Raw genomic sequence first — 21,160 nt, 5'->3', positions numbered from 1 at the left:
GCATACAACCCCGATTAGAAGGAGTTGGTACCCATGAAGTCTGCAAAAATATCCGAGGCGGTCGTCAGACGACTTCCGATTTATCTACAAGTGCTGAATGAACTGCATATTAGGGAAATACAGACCGTATCATCGCAGGAACTGGGCGTGAAGCTGGATCTGAATCCCGCTCAAATCCGCAAAGATTTGGCTTACTTCGGCGAGTTCGGCCGTAAAGGCATAGGCTATGATGTCCTGTATTTGATTGAGAAGATCAGGCAGATTCTAAAATTAAATCAGACGATCAAAGTTGCGCTGGTTGGCGCCGGCAATCTCGGACGAGCATTATGCAATTATAATAAATACTCCAAGGATAACATGCAGATCACGGCCGTATTTGATGTTCATCCTGAGAAGATCGGCACAGATATCAACAATCTGGTCGTACAGCCGATGAGTGAGCTGGAGAAGGTTGTTGCCGAACAGAAGATTCGAATCGGCATCATTACCGTTCCGGCTCATGAAGCACAGAACGTTGCGAATCAATTTATAACCGTAGGTGTAGAAGGAATATTGAATTTTGCTCCCGCTATCCTTCGCGTGCCGGATGAAGTACGTATCCATAATGCGGATTTCACCAGGGAATTGTTAAGCTTGGCTTATTATTTGAATCATGAAGGAGACGTAAGCGATGACTCAGCTGTGGATTGAGAACGGCCTGTTCGTCACGATGGACGACGCGGCAAAAACAGTAAAAGGACATATGGTTGTGACGGATGGCCTGATTACATATGTTGGACCCGAAGCTCCAACGGACTTGTCTCCTGATGTCCAGAGACTGGACGGCAGCAGGCTTGCTTTTATGCCGGGATTGGTAAATACACACGGTCATGCGGCGATGACTCTGCTTAGAGGTTACTCTGACGATCAGAACCTGCAAGTATGGCTGGAGCAGAAGATGTGGCCGATGGAAGCCAAATATGTAGATGCGGATACGAAAGCCGGAAGCGCGTTAGCTATCGTCGAGATGCTGCGTACAGGTACGACCGCATTTGTCGATATGTATGATCGAATGGAGCAAGTGGCGACGATGACGGAGCAGGGGGGGATTAGAGGGATTTTAACCCGCGGTGTCATTGGCTTATGTTCTGAAGAAGAGCAGAGAGCTAAGCTGCAGGATGCGATTTCATTCGCCAAGGAATGGAACGGCAAAGCCGACGGAAGAATAACGACAATGCTTTCCCCGCATGCGCCGTATACATGTCCTCCTTCATACATTGAGAAATTTGTAGAAGCGGCTCATGAGCTTGATCTGCCTCTCCATACTCATATGTCCGAGACGCTTGCTGAAGTGGAGCAGAATGTACGGGACTACGGCGTAAGGCCAGTTGAGCATTTGGATCGCTTAGGTTTCTTCTCGCGTCCATCCCTCGTTGCACATGCCGTTCATCTGACAGACGACGAGATTGCATTGCTTGCGAGTAAAGGCGTGTCCGTCTCACACAATCCGGTAAGCAATTTGAAGCTTGCCTCCGGAATTGCAAGGCTTTCGGATATGATGAAGGCCGGTGTGAAAGTATCTCTGGGTACAGACAGCGTAGCGAGCAACAATAATTTGGACTTGTTCGAAGAAATTCGTTATTCTGCTCTGTTGCATAAAGGTGTATCGGGTGATCCAACAGCTATTCCTGCATGGGAGGCGCTTAAGCTTGGCACTACCTATGGAGCAGATGCGATCTGGCAGGGGGATTCCATCGGCAAGCTTAAAGTCGGCTACAAGGCAGACTTTATTGCGATTGATCTGGATCAGCCGCACTTCTATCCGCTAACGGATATCGTTTCTCACCTGGTCTATGCCGGGACGGGCCGCGATGTGAAGCATGTATGGGTCGATGGCCGTCAGGTTGTACGCAGCGGTGTCTGTACACTTCTGGATGAAGAGAAAATCCGGTATGAGGCAGCCGCAAGCTTCGAGCGGTTACTGAACGGCTAATGAGAGCGGTGGAAAGGAAAAGGCCGCCGTTCATGACGCCAAAGCGATGGTTGTTTGGGATTATCGCTTGTATCATTGCTTTTGGAGTATGGTTTGGCTTTTACTTCCGCGAGGTGCAAACGCCGAAGTGGTCCGAGGAAGCCGCCATGCGAGACGCTGTCATGGCTACTGGGGAAATAGCTGTTCTGGAGAAGCTGTACAAACATGTCTGGGAAGCTACAACATGGATTGCTCAGGGTTCGACGGAAGAAGAGTCGGAGCTTTACGTCTTTTTGAATGATGAGGGAGCTTTACTGCATCGTATTAAAGCTGATGAGGTCTTGTCTGAAGATCAATTTAGAACAAAATGGTTAAACGAGCATTCTGGTGCATCCATGATTCGTGTAACACCCGGCTTATTCCGTGAACAGCCGGTGTGGGAAGTGTATTATAAGGAGCCGGAAGGCAATAAGGAACGATACAAATATCAATTCTACAGCTTTAATCTGCAAGCGACCTTAATTGAAACTTATACATTACCGACAAAAACGGGACCATGATGGTCCCGTTTCCTGTTTTTACAGGACACATCGTATATATTTATGTGATATACTAACGTATAGCAAATGTGATAGATAAGTGATGTATTCATATAAACAAAAGTACTGGAGGGATATTGGTATGAGAAAGCTTCGTATGATGCCGATCGCTATAACCGTTGTGATATCCGCTGCAGCACTATTTGGCGGATGGATGCTGTACAAGCAAGTTGCGGTAGCTTCACCGTTGACAGATGCTGTTACGCAAGTACCCGGTATCGTAAAAGCCGAGAAACCTGTTATTGAGCAAGATAAAGTACGCTTATCGGTCGAGCTGTCAGATGAGGCCAGTCTGAAAGATGTTTATGCATCTGTAACAAAGCAGGGCAAAGCTATTGCCGGCAAACGCAATCTGGATATCGCCATTCAAAATGAGGAAGATGCGTTATTGAACAGCATTTGGCAAACAGCATTATTCGACATTGCCGAAGCGATGGAAACCAAGTCCTATTCCGATATTCCGAAAACAATGGAGCGTGTCGCTTCCGAGCATAAGGATGTTGTTACCGTAACCGAGATGGATGAGTCCAACGTATATGTGACTTTGAGAAACGGAGAGGGTGCCAAATATATCGTATTGCCTAGAACGCCTAATCATATGGGGGTGTGGCCAAATGCGTAAATACGGATTGGAGCTGGCTGTAGGATTCATACCGGTACTCTTTTTGTTTTTGTTATTTCTAGGCGTTAACGTATTGCCTTTTTTAATGTTGGCGGCTGTCGGAGTTGCTCTGTTTTTTATGGCAAGAGGCCGCGGCAAGCTGACCGCACTATCGAATGGCAAGTCAAGAAGCGAAGTAAAGTCTCCGTCGTTTACCTTTGAGGATATTGGCGGACAGGAACGTGCAAAAAGTGAGCTTATTGAGGCGCTTGACTTTCTGGTCAAAAAAGAACAGATTGCGAAGCTGGGCATCAGACCTCTGAAAGGCATACTCATGGCGGGACCGCCTGGGACGGGCAAGACCCTGCTTGCCAAAGCAGCGGCTCAATATACCGATTCCGTCTATTTGGCTGCTTCGGGCAGTGAGTTTGTTGAAATGTACGTAGGTGTGGGTGCAGGTCGCATCCGCGATCTCTTCAAGGAAGCACGCACAAAGGCGAAAAAAGATGGAAAAAGCAGCGCAGTTATTTTTATTGATGAGATCGAAGTTATTGGCGGCAAGCGTGATGGGGGACAGCAGCGTGAATATGACCAGACGCTGAATCAGCTATTGACAGAGATGGACGGCATTCATGCCAATGAATCGCCGCGCATTCTGATGATTGCCGCAACCAACCGGAAAGAAATGCTCGACAGCGCGTTGCTTCGCCCGGGCAGATTCGACCGTCATATCGGCGTAGAACTGCCGGACAAGAAGGGCAGGCTTCATATTCTGAACATTCATGCGGGCAACAAGCCGCTGGAGGACGACATTAATATGGAGAGCATAGCCGAGCAAACGTACAGCTTCTCTGGCGCTCAACTGGAAGCGGTTATGAACGAAGCGGCGATCTACGCCATGCGCGAAGATCATGCGACGATTGGAGAGCGTCATCTCACGATGGCGATCGACAAGGTAATGCTAGGAGAGAAGACAGATCGGGAGACGTCGCAGGAAGAACGCGAGCGAGTTGCGCTGCATGAGCTTGGACATGCCATTATGGCGGAGATTGTCCGTCCGGGAAGCGTATCGCAAGTAGCGCTATCCCCGCGCGGCGGTGCGCTTGGTTATGTGCGTCACCAACCTCAGAAGGACCAATACTTGTATACGACACCATTTCTTCACGGTCAAATTATGATTACGCTTGGAGGCGCTGCTGCTGAAGAGATGTTTTACGGGGAACGCAGCACGGGCTCGCGCGGTGATTTCGATCAGGCTGTCAGTATTGTGAAGACACTGGTCGAGTCGGGCTTGACGTCGCTTGGCATTATCGACGCTTCCATGATGACGCCTGACAAATGGGCTGATGTGACGAAGAGCATCTTGGATGAGCTGATGGAGAAAACGAGACGGCAGCTTGAAGAGCATCGACAAGTGTTTACGGACTCGCTTGCAACACTGCTTAAAGAGGAATCGTTGGACGGCGACGGCTTTAGAGCCTTGCTGGCCAAAACAACTGCAGCTTAAATTGATAAAATTGTCTACAATATTACAATTTTAAGGCGGACTTTGTGTCTGCCTTCTTTTTTGGTCGAATTACGTTATAATAAAGGGGAAACTATCAAGAGGGAGCAATTGCATCAATGATTAAAAAGGTTGGAGTTATCGGCTTGGGCACGATGGGCCAGGGTATTGCGGAGATGTTGGCCGCAAAAGGACTTGACGTTATCGTGATCGAGCAAACAAAAGAACGACTCGCATACGGGTTGCACATGATTGAAATCAGCTTGGATAAGCAAATCGAGAAATGGGCTCTAACAGGAGCGGAGAAGAAGCTTATCCTATCCAGAATACAATCGGCATCATCCTACGACGAGCTTGCATGCTGCGAGCTTGTCATTGAGACGATATCGGAAGATTTGGATGCCAAAAAAGAAGTATTCAAAAAGCTCGACGCGATCTGCGGAGAGAATGCGATTCTGGCCAGCAATACGTCGACGCTCAGCTTGACAGAGCTTGCCAGCGTAACCAAGGTGCCGAATCGCGTCATCGGCCTTCATTTTATATACCCTGTATCTAAAATCGATCTGGTTGAAATCGTCCTGGGCTTAAAGACGTCTGATGATACGTTCGCCCGCACGAAGCATTTTGCAGAAGAAGTTCTTCAGATGCAAGGCATCATGGTATTTGAGTCTCCAGGCTTTGTGACGTCTCGCTTGATCTGTCTGTTCATCAACGAGGCATTGCATGTACTGGAGGAAGGTGTAGCATCGGCAGAAGATATCGATAATGCGATGCGTGTCGGCTATTCCTTCCAGCATGGCCCGTTCGAGATGGCAGATCGTTTCGGTCTAGATTCTGTTCTGGCAGCGCTTGAGCGCATGTTCCGCGAATATGGAGAATTGAAATACCGTCCATCCATCGTTCTTAAAAAGATGGTGCGTGCCAGACATCTTGGAGCCAAGACAGGCGTCGGCTTCTTCCAATACGATAAGGATGGGGATCGAATCTGATGAAAGTATTGGTGATTAATGCTGGCAGCTCCTCGCTGAAATACCAGCTATACGAGATGTTGAATGAAAATGTCCTGGCAAGCGGACGCGTAGAGCGCATTGGCATGGATTCGTCCATTGTTACGCATGAGCCGGCAGATAAGCCGGAAGTACGCGATGTAAGCGAGATTCTGGATCATGTAACGGCTGTCAAACGTGTTATTGATATGATTACGCACAAGGAGTATGGCGTTATCGGCTCGATGTCGGAGATTGACGCAGTGGGTCATCGCATCGTGCACGGGGGCGAAGTGTTCAAGGGTTCTGTTCTTGTAACACAGGAAGTGAAGCTGGAAATTCGCCGTCTGTTTGATCTTGCGCCTCTGCATAATCCTGCCCATATGATGGGGATTACAGCTGTTGAAGCTGTTATGCCTGAAGTGCCGCAAGTGGTCGTGTTCGATACGGCGTTCCATCAGACGATGCCTAACACTTCGTATCTGTATCCGGTTCCTACTGTTCTGTATCGCAGGCACAAGATTCGCAGATACGGATTCCATGGTACTTCCCATGCATATGTGAGCGATAAGGCGGCTCGTTACTTGAACAAACCGCTTCAGTCGCTGAAGATGGTAACCTGCCATATTGGCAACGGAGCAAGCTGCGCGGCCATTCTCGACGGGAAGTCATTCGATACGAGCATGGGCATGACGCCGCTTGAAGGATTGATGATGGGCACACGCAGCGGTGACATTGACCCAGCGATTGTGCCATTCGTTATGAATAAAGAAGAGCTTACGCTTAATGAAGCCAATTCCATGTTGAACAAACATAGCGGCATGCTGGCTATCTCCGGAATAAGCAGCGATATGCGCGAAGTAACGGAAGCGATGCATGAAGGCGACAAAAACGCAAAGCTGGCTTTCGATATGTACACGTATAGATTACGCAAGTATATTGGCGCCTACGCTGCGGCCATGAACGGCATTGACGTTCTTGTCTTCACAGCGGGCGTCGGCGAGAATTCGCCGGATGTACGCGAGGCGGTATGCGAAGGCATTACGTTCCTGGGCATTGAGCTGGATAAAGAAAAAAATCGCATTAGAAGCAAGGAAGCAAGAGAAATATCTACGCCTAATTCGCGAATCAAGGTACTTGTCGTTCCAACAAACGAGGAGCTGCTTATTGCACGCGATACAAATACGATTGTAAAAGAGCTACAGAATTAACAACCATTAATCGTCGTAAATCTGTTTCCTTTACAACACGATTGCTTGAGAGGAGAGGCTGGGCATGAACGACGAACTATGGAAAGCCTATACGCATGGCATTGCCGCCGCAATTGGCGAAGGGGGCGTCCATATCCCCAGCCTCCTCCTTCAAAGCTACAGCAGAGTAGGGCTCTCCGACTCGGAGGCGATGCTGTTGCTGCAAATTATGCTTTATGGACAAGCTGAGCGGAATGACTTCCCCACGCCGGAAGAATTGGCAGAGAGAATGGGTGTAAATGTCCGCCAAATTGGCGTGATGCTGGGCCGTTTAATGAAGGACGAATTTCTCTCCATTGACGATTACATCGACGATGTGACAGGCTTGCACAGCGAACGCTACAACTGGAGCGGCTGGCTCATGAAAGCATCCGAATGGCGAGCGAAATCGAAGCGTCAATCCAAAAAAACGGACAAGCAACCCATTGCTATGGAGAAGAGCGCTCCTGCATCCAGTTTATTTTCAGTCTTCGAGCAGGAATTTGGCAGGCTGCTGTCGCCCATGGAATGCGAGACGATTGTCAGCTGGCTGGACAAGGACCGTTATTCCGAGGAAATTGTCCTGTTCGCTTTGAAGGAAGCTGTATTCGCAGGGAAAATTAGTTTGAAGTATATTGACCGCATCCTGATTGAATGGAGCCGCAATCGAATTACGAATGCGGATGAAGCCAGAGCGCATGCGGGTAAGTTTCACGGAGGCAGGGCATAAGCGCTTGTCTACCATTAGAGGAAATGAATGATAGCCTTCGCCGCCAATTGGCAGCGAAGGCTATTTATATGCTAAAGAGTAACCTGCAGGATTTCAGGAAGCTATGGTTTTGCTGCATACAGGATGGACACATGGGTTCCCAACTGTTCCGTAACAATGGAGTAGCCGCGTTGCTGGAACCATGGGATGAGCTCTGGCAACATAGAAGGAACCAGTCCGGCCATCCGCATAGCATCCGCTTCTTGCCGAGCTTGCAGATCAGAAGAGGTGCATTCATGATTATACGCATCATTCATCATGCCGGTTATGACAAGCCGTCCGCCAGACTTGAGGGAACGATCCATCTCGCCCAGCGCGAGCAGTTGAGCAGAGGTTCCAAGATGTTGAAGGGTGAAGCTGCATGCGACAAAATCAAATAATTGCGTAAGAGGCAGAGAAAGCAGATTGCCTTGCCTCGCATCCACCTGGGGCAGACGCTCTCTCAATAAGGCTAGCATTTCGCTCGACTGTTCCACGGCGGACATCTTGGCACCAGTAGCGCATAGCAAGGCTGTCAAATTGCCGCCGCCAGCACCTACCTCCAAGCCTGTCTCATGTGCAGCAGGATCGAGCCACTCCATCGTGCGTCGAATCGCTTGCTGATACTGCTGCTGTCCGATTACGCCAGCCAGCGCGATGAGAGGGGCTTCATAGCCGTATTGCAAAGCAAGCCCATCATAATTCCACTCGTCGCTCCAGGAGGTGCGCAGCGCTCGATTATGTCGAATACGAGCAGCCGCACGTTCGGCATCTTCTAGAATGGGCGAACCTTCGTGCTGCCAACCGGCAATGGTCTCATCGAAGGCCCGGAGCGCATCCAGCGCGCTGGTCAACTCCTCATGGAGTCTGACCCGTGCTTGGTCGACTTTGCGAATAAGACGTTCCGGCTGATCGATAAGCGGCAGAGTCTCTGCAATTTGGGCTATGGACATTCCCAGCTCGCGCAAGGAAACGATCCAGCGTAAACGCATAATATCGTCCTCCGAGTAGCTGCGGTAGCCATTATCATTCGTTTTGTGAGGGGTCACAAGTTTCTTTTCCTCATAGAAACGAAGGGTTCTGGGGGTAACGCCTACCATGGTGGCTGCTTCGTGCACTTTCATAACTAGTGAATTCCTCCTGTACACCGAACATGATCATCTCTTCATTATGAACGTTGACGCAGCGGCAAAGTCAAGCGCAACACATAGATTCATATTCTACGAAAAAAAGCTGCCAAAAGGGATTGTTGAACCCCCTAGGGCAGCTTTTTCAACTAGTTGAACGGCGTTTAACCTCAATGCTTATACGCCGCGCTTCAACAGCTCCAAGCGATAGACGTATTCGAAAATAAATTCAAATGCTTCGAGGTGACGCTTGGCTTCGAAAGCATTGGCGCCCCAAGCGTAAATGCCATGCTTGCGAAGCAAGATGCCTGGAATTTCGCGGTCGATACGCTCCGTTATTTCAGGCACGATGGAAGGGATATGGGCGAAGTTCGACACAATCGGAATATCGATATGCTTCTCTTCTTCCCAGATGTTGAATCCTTTGATCAGCTCGACGCCATCAACTGGAACAGACTTCCGGTCCCAGAATTGCTCGGAGATGACGTTATTGAACACGGAATGGATATGGAAGATAGCGCCGGCGCCGGTCAATCGATAAATCTCGCAATGAATCAGCGTTTCTGCCGACGGCTTTAGCGATGTTGCTTCACATGCCTTGCCCGTTTGGTCTACAAACAAATAATCCTCAGGCGTATGGACGGTCTTGTCCTTGCCGCTTGCCGTAATGGCGAATTGGAATTGTTGGGGCGAATAGTCGCCTACACGAACGGACAAGTTGCCGCTAGTGCCAGGAAACCAGCCTCTCGACGCGAATAGCTCCTTCACTTCACGCAGTTCGCCTAATGCACGCTGTTTGTCTTCTGTACGGATTTGATCAAAACTCATGATGAAAACTTCCTTTCTTCGTTCATGGCAGCGATAATGTCATGAAAGGTATCGAATTCGGTATGCGATATGCCAAGCTCTCTGCACTTGGTGGTCAGATGGGAGCGGGAGTAGACCACATCGGCTAATTTGGCGCCTTCAAAGTCAGTTACACTGTCCCCGATAATAATCCGTTCATACTCGCCTTCCGGGAATTGCCGCATAATCGTTGTTTTACACATGCCGCATTTATTGTTGCAATTCCCGTCACAAGGATGCGGCCATAAGATTTCGATATGCTCGCCCGAGAAGTCGCTGCCATTGCAATAAATATGATCACGTGCAATATCGAATGGTTCCAGAACGGGGAAGACGAAAAAATCGATGCCGCCGCTCGTGACGTAAAAGTCGATATGATGCTCCCGGCAATAAGCCAGAAATTCGGCAAAGCCTTCCCGAATACGCACATTGTTGATGCCGAAGGATACGACCTCTTCCTGCATAGAAGTGGGGAGGAGGCGGAACAGGGCGCCAACTCCTTCCTTAATCGATAGCTCCGTCGAGATCGTACGCTTGGCCAGATCTTCCCAGCCCTCGGGATTAAAATGTTTAATAATCGCAATAATGTTGTCATTCACTGTAATTGTGCCGTCGAAATCGCAAAAAATGATGCGTTTCTTAGTTGTTGTGGATTGCGTCATGCTTCTTTAATCCCCCATGCAGTTATTGCGGCTTGCAGCGCCTCGTTGCCTTCAGCAGCAGCGGCCTCAAGCAGCGGAGTGCCGCTGAGCGCAGCTTGAATCGCTTGGCGGAACGCATGTCCGCCTGCGGCTGTGCCCATTGGATGCCCATGGATGCCGCCTCCGGCATTCACGACGACATCGGTTCCGAAGTCTTTCAGAATAAGCGGAACCAGACCAGGGTGGATGCCAGCGGACGGAACCGGGAAGCTTGTACGCAGTTGATGAAGCGGGCTAAGCAAGGCATCCTTCACTGCCAGATTTTCTTCCTTCGGCATAACGACCGAGCCGTACGGGGATGGGAACAGCACCAGATCAGCGCCGGCCAGTCTCATCAGCTTGCCTAGCAGCAGAGAAGCCCCAATGCCATAATGAGGCGAAGGGTAGAATGCGCCTGCAAGCGCTGGATGCGCTGCGATCGGCACGTTGATCTCCGGATCTTTGCTAAGCTCATGCATGACATCATACCCGTACGACAGCACGTTGAACAATAGGGCGTTAGCGCCTGCCGCAACCGCTTTTCGCGCATTCGCCGCAAGCTGGGAAGTAGGACCGGTCAGATTAACGGCATAAAGCAGCTTCTGTCCAGTCTCTTCTTGTGCCTTTCGAGCGGCTTCCATACAAATTTCTACCCGTTTCTCCAACGGAGTAAGCGGGTTCTCGAACAGAATCTCATCATCTTTGATCAAATCGACGCCGCCAAGCGCCTGCTTGTAGAACTGCTCCTGCAGATTGGCAAGATCATGGCCTACAACGGATTTGAAGATACTCATCAAGAGCGGACGGTCATGGACGTCTAGCAAGTCACGTACGCCTTGCAGGCCGAAACGTGGGCCAGGGAAGGCCGAGGCGAAATTTTCGGACACGTCCAAGTCAATCAGCTTGATTCGGCCATCCATAGACAGCTTCCCAAATACGGTAACGAGCAGGGCAGGAATATCCTGACTGAAGTTAATATCGGGGTACGCAATCCGAATATCGGCATAGCGCTCTCCGGCAGCTCCATTCGCGGGTTCATGCACCTCAACGGAAAGTACCTTGCCGAGATGCTTTTCCATTTCTGCTTTTTTGGCTTCCGGCAGTTCCGTCCAGCTGCCAACGGTTAATCCAACGGCGATCGAAAGCGCCTTTTTATGAAAATCAGCTCTATCATCATAAGAGCGATAAGTCGCAATACATACTTGGCTCATTCTGCAATACTCCTTTCAATAACAGTCCCGATCTCGGCGGCGCGCTCGGAGGAGCGCAGCATGCCTTTCACAATGGCCTCCGGCAAACCGGCTTCTGTCATCGTCTCGATAGCGGCTTGTGTTGTTCCATTCGGCGACGTTACTTTGCGTCGCAATTGTTCCGGGCTTTCACCGGTCTGCTTCACCATCTGGGCAGCGCCGAGCACAGTCTGAACGACCAGCTCTTTTGCTGTATCCGGATCAAAGCCAAGCTTCTCGGCAGCTGTCAACATCGCTTCCATCACTAGGTATACATACGCAGGGCCGCTGCCAGAGACGCCAACTACGGAGTCTTGAAGCGATTCTTCGACAACCGCGTTAATGCCAATGGATTGGAACATCGCTTCGCTGATCAAGCGCTGAGAAGACGTAACTTTCGATGAGTAGCTGATGCCCGTTGCTCCAAGACCGATTGTGCTGGATGTATTGGGCATAGTTCGGACGATAGGCTGCTCCTCGCCAAGCAGCCGCTCCATGGAAGCAATCGAAAGTCCGGCGATGACGGATACAATCAATTGCTTGGAATGGAGAAGGGGGGCGATAGCCGCAATGGCTTCCGCCGCATCCTTCGGCTTCATGGCTAAAAATATAATGTCAGCTTCCTTCAAATACGTATCATTGTTCGTGCCTTGCAGAACGGTTTGAACGCCATAGCGGTCATGAAGCTCTGTCAGGCGCTGTTCATTGCTGCGATTGAGCATCGAGATTTGTCCAGGCTCAACAAGCTTATTATGAATTAAGCCACGGGCAATCGCTTCTGCCATGGAACCTGCGCCGTAGAAGCAGATTCGCATCGTAGTGATGCCACGCTCCATGTTTTCGGTCATCATAGTCATTTCTCCTAACCTCTAATTTGGCCACTGCCCGTAATGCGATATTTGGTTGACGTAAGAGCGGGCAAGCCCATCGGACCGCGCGCGTGAAGCTTCTGCGTGCTAATACCAATCTCTGCGCCGAATCCGAATTCGAAGCCGTCTGTAAAACGGGTAGACACGTTATGATATACCGCTGCTGCGTCCACTTCTTGCAGGAAGCGATCCGCATGATGTGCGGTCTCGGTTACGATGCATTCAGAATGTTTGGTGCCATATGTGCGGATGTGGTTCAATGCTTCATCAAGCCCAGCTACTATTTTAACATTTATAATATAGTCATTGTATTCCGTGCTGAAATCTTCCGAAGTTGCAGCTTGAATGCCGCCAAGTATAGCTTGTGCTTGCTCGCAGCCTCTTAACTCCACATTTGCTTGAAGCATAGGCTCGACCAGCGTCGCCAATTGCGCCGCAGCAATGTTTTGATGTACGAGCAGCGTCTCGATCGAGTTGCATACAGAAGGGCGCTGTACTTTCGCATTAAAGGCAATGGCGGAAGCCATCTCTATATTCGCCGTATCGTCCACGAACACATGACAGATGCCGGCGCCAGTTTCGATGACAGGAACGGTCGCATTTTCGACCACATTGCGAATAAGGGCTGCGCCGCCGCGCGGGATAACAACGTCGAGCAGTCCGTTCAGCTTTAGCATTTCGTTTACAGATGCACGATCGCTGTCTTCGATAAGCTGAATCGCATCCGAAGGCAAGGCCGTTGTTTGCAGCGTATCTTTTAGAATCTCAATGATTTTACGGTTGGAGGACAGAGCTGCGGAGCCGCCTCGAAGCACGACACAATTGCCGGTTTTCAAGCAAAGGCCTGCAGCATCGACCGTTACGTTCGGGCGCGCCTCATAGATCATGCCAATGACGCCTAGCGGTACACGGTGCTTCTCTACCTTCATGCCGTTCGGCCGCTGGAAGGATTCTAACAGCTCGCCAACTGGATCGGGAAGCTCCACAATTTGCCGCAATCCTTGAGCAATTTCTGTCACGCGATCGCTGTTCAGCGCAAGCCGGTCGAGCAGAGATTCGCTTGTGCCGTTATCTCGGCCGCGCTGCAGGTCTTCGGCATTCGCTTCGATAATCTCTGCTTGTCTAGCGATCAACGCATCTGCCATTGCCGACAATGCGGCATTTTTCTGTTCTGTCGTCAGCTTGTTCATCAGGGCTGCCGCGTCTTGCGCCAATGTTGCTTTTTCTCTCACTTCACTTATCATTCCAGTTCCCCTCCCAGTTCATATGAGCATTCGATATCATTTCAATGTAATCCATTCATCCCGATGAACAACTTCAATACGAGTAACGTCCACTCGGCGTGTGACTTCCTCCGAGCTTAATCCGGCGGCCGCTTGAAGCTGCCATGTCGCGTAATTGACTACGCCTCGGCCCAGCACTTCGTTCTGGCTATTGACGACCTCGACGACATCACCTGGATGGAAGTCTCCTTCAGTGGCTGTCACACCGGCAGGGAGAAGGCTCTTGCCGCCCACCAGCAGTGCGGTCACGGCACCGTCGTCCACAGTAATACGTCCTTGCGGCACGGAATGGAATCCGAGCCATTGCTTTTTCATCGGGAGGCTGTGCAGCTTCGTATCGAAATAGGTACCTCGACCGCTGCCGTCAACGGCGCGGGTGAGATCGCCGTCCAATTGGACTTTGCCGATAAAGGCACCAACCCCGCCGCGCATCGCCACCCTTGCCGCTTCAATCTTGGAGCGCATGCCGCCAGTTCCGACGGAAGAGCCGGCGCCCCCGGCAAGCTTCATAATGTCTTCCGATATTTGCTCAACCCGTTCGATCTTGGTCGCTTGAGGATTTTTGCGAGGGTCCTCGGTATACAAGCCGTCCATATCCGTAATGATGACGAGCTTGGCGGCTTTGGTCATTGCTGCTACTAGCGCGGACAAATTGTCATTATCGCCAAACTTCAGCACAAGCTCGTCAGTCGCAACGGTGTCATTTTCATTAATAATAGGGATTATGCGCTGTTTCAGCAGCTCCTCGATCGTCATAAGCGCGTTTTGGATTCGGCGGCGATTGGAGAAATCCGCTCTTGTCAGCAAGATTTGCGCTGCAACGATGCCATATCCGGAGAGGGCCTCCTGATAAGCTTGCATAAGCAAGGCTTGCCCCACAGCGGCAGCCGCTTGCTTTTCATGGACAATTTTGGGTCTTGCTGTATAGCCGATTTGACGGAAGCCTGCGGCGACCGCTCCAGAAGTTACAAGCATTACCGCATCCCCTTGGCGATGGCGCGAGGCAAGCTCTGACGCGAAGAAGGATATGCTTTCCCGGTTAAGGCCGCCTTCCTCCGATGTAAGGGAGCTGCTGCCTATCTTCACCACGATTCTCTCCGACATGTTCATCCCATCCTATACTGAATTTCTGACAACAAAAAAGACTTTCATCCCCTAAAGGACGAAAGTCTTCACTTCCGCGGTACCACCTTCGTTGACGATCCTGCCTCATGGCCTGGCAACCGTCCATCTTCATGCCTCGTAACAGGAGGCTCTGTCCGGCTTGTCGCCGGCCGTTCGGAGGTAGGTTCGGCAGAGGGCCTATGGTAAATTCTCGCAGCCGGTGGAATTTACTCTCTGGGCAAGGCCTGATCTGCTTACTGGTCCCGTCATCACGTTTCTAGTTTCAATTAAATTAAGGATAACACGATCCCATGCCCCTGTAAAGAAAGGCATTTTACCTATCCGGAACCGTTAAGGGTTAAAAATACCTAGCTTGCCGATTCGCTCCACGGCCTCGGTCAGACGGGCTTCATCGGACAATAATCCGAGTCGTACATAGCCCTCGCCATGCGATCCGAATCCAACGCCTGGTGCGACAACAACATCCGCTTCCAGCAGCAGTTTGTCTGCAAATGCCTCCGACGTATAGCCTTCCGGCACGGGCAGCCAGCAGAAGAAGGAACCGCCGGGACGAGCGGCTTTCCAGCCGATGCGATCAAGCGCTTCGAACAGAGCATCTCTTCTACGCTCATACGTTGCAGCCAGCTCGGTTACACAGTCCTGAGGACCGGTGAGCGCAAGCGCAGCCGCCTCCTGAATGCCACCGAACAGGCTGCAATAGTAGTGATCCTGAATCAGGTTAATCATGGAGATAACGTCAGCATTGCCAAGCGCGAATCCAACTCGCCAGCCGGCCATGTTATACGTCTTGGACAGGGTGTAAAACTCTACGCCAACTTCTTTCGCTCCAGGTGTCTGAAGGAAGCTGACGGGCTTCTCTCCGTCAAAGCCGATCGCTCCATAGGCGAAGTCGCTGGCCACGACGATGTCATTTGCTTCCGCAAACTTGACGACATCGGCATAAAACTGTGGAGTCGCAACGGCGCCTGTAGGATTGTTCGGATAGTTCATGAACATTAAGCGTGCACGCTGGGAGGTATCCCCAGCAATCGCATTTAGGTCAGGCAAGTATCCGTTTTCCTCAAGGAGCGGCATAAAGGACATCTCCGCGCCTGCAAGCGCAACGCCGGACCAATAGTCAGGATAGCCGGGATCAGGAACGAGACAGACATCCCCCGGATTAAGCAGACACTGACTAATTTCCACAAGTCCCGTTTTGCCGCCGAACAGAATAGCGACTTCCGTATTTGGATCAAGTTCTACGCCATAATCCTCGCTATAGCGCTTTGCGACTGCTTGCTTCAGGAACGGATATCCGCTGAATGGCGGGTATTTATGGTACAACGGGTTAGTTGCCGCTTCTTGCAGCTTGGCTACGATATGTGGCGGCGTCGGCTGATCGGGATTGCCTTGGCCCAAATTAATGACATCTTTGCCTTTTGCAATCTGTGCATTCGCCTTGCCTACCAGCTTGGCGAAAAATTGGGTCGGCAAACCTTCCATTCGGGCAGCGGGCCGAATACGCCGTTTTTCTACTCCTGCTTCCATCTCATCACACTCCGAAATTGTTGCTATAACGTTTTTGTCAGTCGTTGCCGAGAAGACATTAGCATTAATGTAGCATGAATGGAGGGAGAATTGAAGCATGGAGGAGCGCTGCGAACATATTTTTTATGAAGCAGGAAGCCCTACCTTTTTAATGAACGGATCGATGTCGGCTTTGAACAAAAAGAGATATGGCTTGCGTTGCTCGTCGAATACGAGCAGCATGGGAGGCTCGTCCTTGCAATGGAACAAGAAAATATCGCTTGTGGTCAGCTTGATCTCACCGGAAGCGACAGTCGCAGGCTTGGCGAGCGGCACGCGATAGACGTAGCTGCAATTTTGGCCAGCCGTCATTTGTGGAGCGACTCCCGTAATGGAATCAATCCAGGAGTCGGCCATTTTTTGAAACTTCTTATCATTAGGAAGAGTACTTACGACTCGGCCTGCCGCAACATCGAACACTTGAACGGGACGAAGAGCTGCATCCGGGTTGTCCGCAGAAAGCGAAGCGGATTCGGAAAAAGCAGCCGATGCAAATGGAACAGCATAACCGAACATCATCAGGGCGCCAAGCGCCATCAGCAGCAATCGATGGAAACGAATAATCTTCATATAGAAAAACTCCTTTAAGTGTAGTCTCATCATTCGAGCTTCCTCGTTACGATGCCCATCTTGACAGAGAACCATGAGAAGGTATCATTAGGGAATAAGAACAGGATTGGGAGGCATCACCATTATGACGAAGAAATTGCGGCTTGCATTGCTGCAAATGAATATAAAAGCGGGATATCCGGAGAACAATCTGGCTAAGCTCAAGAGCTTGCTGGAGCAGGCGATTCAGGCGGAAGAGAAACCGGATGTCGTGATGTTCCCCGAGATGTGGAATACCGGTTATGCATTGACGGAAATCCACCAGTTGGCGGATGTGAATGGTGAAGCTACGATTGCGTTTTTGTCAGCATTCAGCAAGCAGCATGGTATTTATATCATAGGCGGCTCCATTGCGGAAGCTAGGGATGGGGGCGTCTACAATACGATTTATGCCTTTGATAGAGAGGGCAACCGCATTGGCGATTACTCCAAAATTCATTTGTTCCGTTTAATGGAAGAGGAGAAATATTTGCAGGCAGGGGAGAAGCTTGGTCAGCTCGTCATCGAAGGCGAACAGGCCGGCATGATGATCTGTTATGACATCCGCTTCCCGGAGCTTGCGCGCACGTTGGCGCTGGACGGAGCCAAGCTGCTCTTCGTTCCTGCCGAATGGCCGAATCCGCGTCTGCATCACTGGCGCACGTTGCTGACGGCGCGAGCGATCGAGAACCAAATGTATGTGATAGCATGCAACCGTATGGGGACGAGCGGCGATACCACTTTCTTCGGTCACTCCCTGGTCATTGATCCATGGGGCGAAATTGTTGCGGAAGCGGGCGAGGAAGAGACCATTCTGTGGGCAGATATCGATTTGGATCTTGTAGGCGAGGTGCGGGGCCGCATTCCGGTATTCGAAGACCGGAGACCACAGCATTATACAACGAATTAACCTGGACTCTTCGGGAAAATTCGAATAGAAGAAAAACGCATTCCCATGCACTGTTTAACAGTGCTGGAATGCGTTTTTTGATAGGGCACAAATTTGAACAGCCATCATGCTCACCCGTCAAAAATTCAAATCTTAAGGATTTCGATATACACTAATTGTTTCATTCAGGGTAGAGATGAACGCCTGGGCAGCTTTGGATAGATAGCGTCCCTTGCGGCTGGCTACGACAAGTGTGCGAGTGGGGCGGGACGAGAGCTTCAAATAGACCGGGGCAAAGTCACCGCCCGTTCTAGTCAGCATTCGCGGGACGAAAGCGATGCCCATGCCGCCGGCCACCAGTGACTGCACCGTCTCTATATTGCTGCTCTCGAATACGATTTGCGGTGTGAAGCCTACCGCTTCGCATAGCTCAACCGTAATTTGCCGGAAGCCTTGACCGCGCTTCAAACCGATAAAGGGTTCCGAGGTCAATTCGCTGATCTCGATCGGTTCATGCCGGGACGCCAGCTTATGCTGCGGCGGAACGGCCAGCCATATCTCTTCTTCCAGATAAGGCTCGCAGTTAAGCGAGCTGTCAATGAGCGGCAGGGAGAGCAGGCTGAGATCGGTTCCGCCGCTTGCAGTCAATTGCTCCAGCTTGGTCGTTGTTTCCTCTACAAGCACAACCTCGATCTGCGGATATTGAGCCCCGAAGACCGGAAGCACAAGCGGAAGAACGTGCGAGCCCGTAATCGGCAGCGTGCCTACGACCAGACGACCTCTGCGCATCTGTGCCATATCGTCCATCTCCTGCTTCAACTGCTCCACAGTATCCAGGATCGTCTGTGACTTTTCTACAAATACCTTACCTGCCTGAGTAAGCTCTACCGAGTTGGTAGTCCGACGAAACAACAGTACGCCGAGCTCTTGCTCTAGCTTGGACAGCTGTTGGCTTAGTGAAGGCTGTGCAATATGAAGCTTGTCCGCAGCCCGTGAGAAGTTTTTCTCATTGGCAATTTGGATGACGTAATTCAATTGACGCAATTCCATCCAGAAGGACCTCCAATTCAAAATCGATCTATACAAAACGAAAAGGGCGAGTTATAGTTATTAACTATAGTCCTTATAGATATTATATCTTAGATCAATGAAGAAAGACATGGTATGATAGGAGTAATTTATTAAGCAGGTTATTGCGGCAAGCAATAATGAAATCATGGGGTGAGCATAATGGCGAAAAAGACAATGTTTGAGAAGATTTGGGACAATCACGTCATTCATCAAGAAGAAGGCAAGCCAAGCGTTATTTACATCGATTTGCAACTCGTTCACGAAGTAACGTCTCCGCAAGCGTTCGAAGGCTTGCGCCTGTCGGGCCGCAAGGTGCGCCGTCCGGATCTGACGTTTGCAACAATGGATCACAACGTACCGACCAAGGATCGCTTCAATATTACCGATCCGATCTCCAAGCAGCAAGTGGACACGCTGACTCAGAACTGTAAGGACTTCGGCGTTAAGCTGTTCGATCTGGACAGCATTGACCAAGGTGTCGTTCACGTTATGGGCCCTGAGCTTGGTCTGACTCATCCTGGTAAAACAATCGTCTGCGGCGACAGCCATACGTCTACGCATGGTGCATTCGGCGCCCTGGCATTCGGTATCGGCACATCTGAGGTTGAGCATGTTATGGCGACTCAGTGTCTGCAGCAATCCAAAGCGAAGACGATGGAAGTTCGCTTCATCGGCAACCGCAAGCCGGGTGTAACGGCGAAGGATATGATTCTTGGCGTTATTGCCAAATACGGAACGGATTTCGCAACTGGCTATGTTCTGGAATATACAGGCGAATCCATCAGATCGTTGACGATGGAAGAGCGTATGACCGTGTGCAACATGTCCATCGAGGGCGGCGCTCGCGCAGGTCTGATCGCACCGGATGAGACTACATTTAATTACTTGCGTGGTCGCGAGTACGCGCCAGCGAGCTATGACGAGGCGGTTGCAGCATGGAAGCAGCTTACAACGGACGAAGGCGCAGTATATGATACTGTAGTCGAGTTCGACGTAGATTCGCTTATTCCGCAAGTAACTTGGGGCACAAGCCCTGGCATGGGTACGGACATCACGTCCAGCGTTCCGAATCCGGCTGATCTTCCAACGGAGAACGAGCGTAAAGCAGCAGAGAAAGCATTGGAGTATATGGATCTGAAACCAGGCACGCCAATGTCCGAGATCGAAATCGATTATGTATTTATCGGATCTTGTACAAACGGCCGTATCGAGGACCTTCGTGCAGCTGCTGAGATTGCAAGAGGCTACAAAGTAAGCAACCGTGTAACAGCTATCGTTGTTCCAGGCTCCGGCCGCGTTAAGATTCAAGCGGAGAAGGAAGGATTGGATAAAGTTTTCACAGAAGCGGGATTTGAATGGCGCGACGCAGGCTGTTCCATGTGCCTTGCGATGAACCCGGACGTACTGAAGCCAGGCCAGCGCTGCGCATCCACGTCCAACCGTAACTTCGAGGGCCGTCAAGGCCGCGGCGGAAGAACGCATCTATTATCGCCTGCAATGGCAGTAGCTGCAGCGGTCAACGGTCGTTTCACTGACGTTCGCGATTGGGAAATCAAGACGGAAGTGCTGAACTAAGCGCAGGAGAGGGGATTATCATCCATGGAACCATTTAAACAATTGACAGGAATTGTTGCTCCGGTTGACCGGGTCAATGTAGATACAGACGCTATTATTCCCAAACAATTTTTGAAACGCATCGAACGCAGCGGCTTCGGCCAATTTCTGTTCTTCGAATGGCGTTTTCACGAATCCGGCGAAGTAAATGCCGAATTCGAGCCCAACAAGCCTCGTTACCAGGACGCTTCCGTTCTGATCTCCAGAGCGAACTTCGGCTGCGGCTCGTCCCGTGAGCATGCGCCTTGGGCGATTCTGGATTATGGCTTCAAGGTCATTATCGCACCTTCTTACGCAGATATCTTCTATAATAACTGCTTCAAAAACAGCATTCTGCCGATCAAGCTTAGCGAAGAGCAAGTGGAGGATCTGTTCCAGCGCACAGCGAAGCATGATGGCTACAAGCTGAATGTTGATCTGGAGAACAAGAAGCTGACGGATGATTACGGTTTAGACCTCTCATTCGAGCTTGACGAGCATCGTCGCCAGTTCTTGCTGCAAGGTCTGGATGACATCGGGCTTACGCTTCAACATGAGGACAAAATCTCAGCTTACGAGCAAAAGCACGCCGCTCGTCTGGGATAATAGATACAACCAAAGAGGACATACCGACTGAAGAAGGAGGTTGTCCTCTTTTTTCCTCTATTCGCAACTT

Annotated in this window: 21 protein-coding genes; 11 read left to right on the top strand and 10 right to left on the bottom strand. The window is 50.5% G+C overall.

Annotation, left to right across the window (positions count from 1 at the left end; genetic code table 11):
• Positions 1-33: 33 nt before the first annotated feature.
• From DX130_RS09495 to DX130_RS09460, 8 genes are all read left to right on the top strand, one after another.
• Positions 34-690, top strand: coding sequence for a redox-sensing transcriptional repressor Rex (locus DX130_RS09495; protein ID WP_116044681.1), 657 nt, complete (start codon positions 34-36; stop codon positions 688-690).
• Positions 671-1,972, top strand: a complete 1,302-nt coding sequence (locus DX130_RS09490) for an amidohydrolase (protein ID WP_116044679.1) — start codon at positions 671-673, stop codon at positions 1,970-1,972. Before DX130_RS09495 ends, DX130_RS09490 begins: the two co-directional genes overlap by 20 nt.
• A gap of 32 nt (positions 1,973-2,004) precedes the next feature.
• Entirely contained in the window at positions 2,005-2,511 is a 507-nt protein-coding gene (locus DX130_RS09485; protein ID WP_133297911.1) for a hypothetical protein, read from the top strand.
• Between the two features lie 121 nt (positions 2,512-2,632).
• The gene (locus DX130_RS09480; RefSeq protein WP_116044675.1) at positions 2,633-3,172 is read left to right on the top strand and encodes a hypothetical protein; all 540 of its coding nucleotides are present in this window, start codon (positions 2,633-2,635) and stop codon (positions 3,170-3,172) included.
• The gene (locus tag DX130_RS09475) at positions 3,165-4,658 is read left to right on the top strand and encodes an AAA family ATPase (RefSeq protein WP_116044673.1); all 1,494 of its coding nucleotides are present in this window, start codon (positions 3,165-3,167) and stop codon (positions 4,656-4,658) included. The genes DX130_RS09480 and DX130_RS09475 overlap by 8 nt, the downstream gene beginning before the upstream one ends.
• Before the next feature lie 116 nt (positions 4,659-4,774).
• Positions 4,775-5,644: a 3-hydroxyacyl-CoA dehydrogenase family protein gene (locus tag DX130_RS09470; RefSeq protein WP_116044671.1), complete on the top strand. Its 870-nt coding sequence runs from the start codon at positions 4,775-4,777 to the stop codon at positions 5,642-5,644.
• A complete protein-coding gene (locus tag DX130_RS09465; protein ID WP_116044669.1) occupies positions 5,644-6,852 on the top strand; it encodes an acetate kinase in 1,209 nt (402 codons plus the stop codon). The genes DX130_RS09470 and DX130_RS09465 overlap by 1 nt, the downstream gene beginning before the upstream one ends.
• A gap of 64 nt (positions 6,853-6,916) precedes the next feature.
• Complete coding sequence (locus tag DX130_RS09460; protein ID WP_116044668.1) at positions 6,917-7,600, top strand: DnaD domain protein; 684 nt, start codon at positions 6,917-6,919, stop codon at positions 7,598-7,600.
• Positions 7,601-7,701: 101 nt separating this feature from the next.
• Here the strand turns inward: DX130_RS09460 and DX130_RS09455 are convergent, their stop codons facing one another.
• From DX130_RS09455 to DX130_RS09415, 9 genes are all read right to left on the bottom strand, one after another.
• On the bottom strand, positions 7,702-8,742 hold the full coding sequence (locus DX130_RS09455) for a MerR family transcriptional regulator (protein WP_116044666.1): 1,041 nt from the start codon (positions 8,740-8,742) through the stop codon (positions 7,702-7,704).
• 180 nt (positions 8,743-8,922) lie between these two features.
• Positions 8,923-9,573 carry a methylthioribulose 1-phosphate dehydratase gene (gene mtnB, locus DX130_RS09450; RefSeq protein ID WP_116044664.1) on the bottom strand — a complete coding sequence of 217 codons (651 nt, stop codon included), beginning with the start codon at positions 9,571-9,573 and terminating at the stop codon, positions 8,923-8,925.
• On the bottom strand, positions 9,570-10,253 hold the full coding sequence (locus DX130_RS09445; RefSeq protein ID WP_116044662.1) for a 2-hydroxy-3-keto-5-methylthiopentenyl-1-phosphate phosphatase: 684 nt from the start codon (positions 10,251-10,253) through the stop codon (positions 9,570-9,572). The genes mtnB and DX130_RS09445 overlap by 4 nt, the downstream gene beginning before the upstream one ends.
• Positions 10,250-11,482: a 2,3-diketo-5-methylthiopentyl-1-phosphate enolase gene (locus DX130_RS09440; protein WP_116044661.1), complete on the bottom strand. Its 1,233-nt coding sequence runs from the start codon at positions 11,480-11,482 to the stop codon at positions 10,250-10,252. Before DX130_RS09440 ends, DX130_RS09445 begins: the two co-directional genes overlap by 4 nt.
• Entirely contained in the window at positions 11,479-12,351 is an 873-nt protein-coding gene (gene proC, locus DX130_RS09435) for a pyrroline-5-carboxylate reductase (RefSeq protein WP_240644374.1), read from the bottom strand. Before proC ends, DX130_RS09440 begins: the two co-directional genes overlap by 4 nt.
• Before the next feature lie 11 nt (positions 12,352-12,362).
• A complete protein-coding gene (locus DX130_RS09430) occupies positions 12,363-13,613 on the bottom strand; it encodes a glutamate-5-semialdehyde dehydrogenase (protein ID WP_206098782.1) in 1,251 nt (416 codons plus the stop codon).
• Positions 13,614-13,649: 36 nt separating this feature from the next.
• A complete protein-coding gene (gene proB, locus DX130_RS09425) occupies positions 13,650-14,756 on the bottom strand; it encodes a glutamate 5-kinase (RefSeq protein ID WP_116044659.1) in 1,107 nt (368 codons plus the stop codon).
• 351 nt (positions 14,757-15,107) lie between these two features.
• Complete coding sequence (locus DX130_RS09420; RefSeq protein ID WP_116044657.1) at positions 15,108-16,304, bottom strand: pyridoxal phosphate-dependent aminotransferase; 1,197 nt, start codon at positions 16,302-16,304, stop codon at positions 15,108-15,110.
• Positions 16,305-16,427: 123 nt separating this feature from the next.
• Positions 16,428-16,913: a hypothetical protein gene (locus tag DX130_RS09415; RefSeq protein ID WP_165861210.1), complete on the bottom strand. Its 486-nt coding sequence runs from the start codon at positions 16,911-16,913 to the stop codon at positions 16,428-16,430.
• 124 nt (positions 16,914-17,037) lie between these two features.
• Between DX130_RS09415 and DX130_RS09410 the strand changes: the two genes are divergently transcribed.
• Positions 17,038-17,841 carry a carbon-nitrogen family hydrolase gene (locus tag DX130_RS09410; protein WP_206098781.1) on the top strand — a complete coding sequence of 268 codons (804 nt, stop codon included), beginning with the start codon at positions 17,038-17,040 and terminating at the stop codon, positions 17,839-17,841.
• 132 nt (positions 17,842-17,973) lie between these two features.
• Here DX130_RS09410 and DX130_RS09405 read toward each other — a convergent pair whose 3' ends face one another.
• The gene (locus tag DX130_RS09405; RefSeq protein WP_116044655.1) at positions 17,974-18,870 is read right to left on the bottom strand and encodes a LysR family transcriptional regulator; all 897 of its coding nucleotides are present in this window, start codon (positions 18,868-18,870) and stop codon (positions 17,974-17,976) included.
• A gap of 180 nt (positions 18,871-19,050) precedes the next feature.
• Here DX130_RS09405 and leuC point away from each other — a divergent pair, with 180 nt between their 5' ends.
• Both leuC and leuD read left to right on the top strand, forming a co-directional pair.
• Positions 19,051-20,466, top strand: coding sequence for a 3-isopropylmalate dehydratase large subunit (gene leuC, locus DX130_RS09400; protein WP_116044654.1), 1,416 nt, complete (start codon positions 19,051-19,053; stop codon positions 20,464-20,466).
• Positions 20,467-20,490: 24 nt separating this feature from the next.
• Entirely contained in the window at positions 20,491-21,090 is a 600-nt protein-coding gene (gene leuD, locus DX130_RS09395) for a 3-isopropylmalate dehydratase small subunit (protein WP_116044652.1), read from the top strand.
• Positions 21,091-21,160 lie beyond the last annotated feature (70 nt).

The sequence above is a fragment of the Paenibacillus paeoniae genome, assembly GCF_003388735.1.
Classification (GTDB): Bacteria; Bacillota; Bacilli; order Paenibacillales; family Paenibacillaceae; genus Pristimantibacillus; species Pristimantibacillus paeoniae.
The sequence above is the reverse complement of the archived record's forward strand: the minus strand, read 5'-3'. Positions and strand labels throughout refer to the sequence as shown.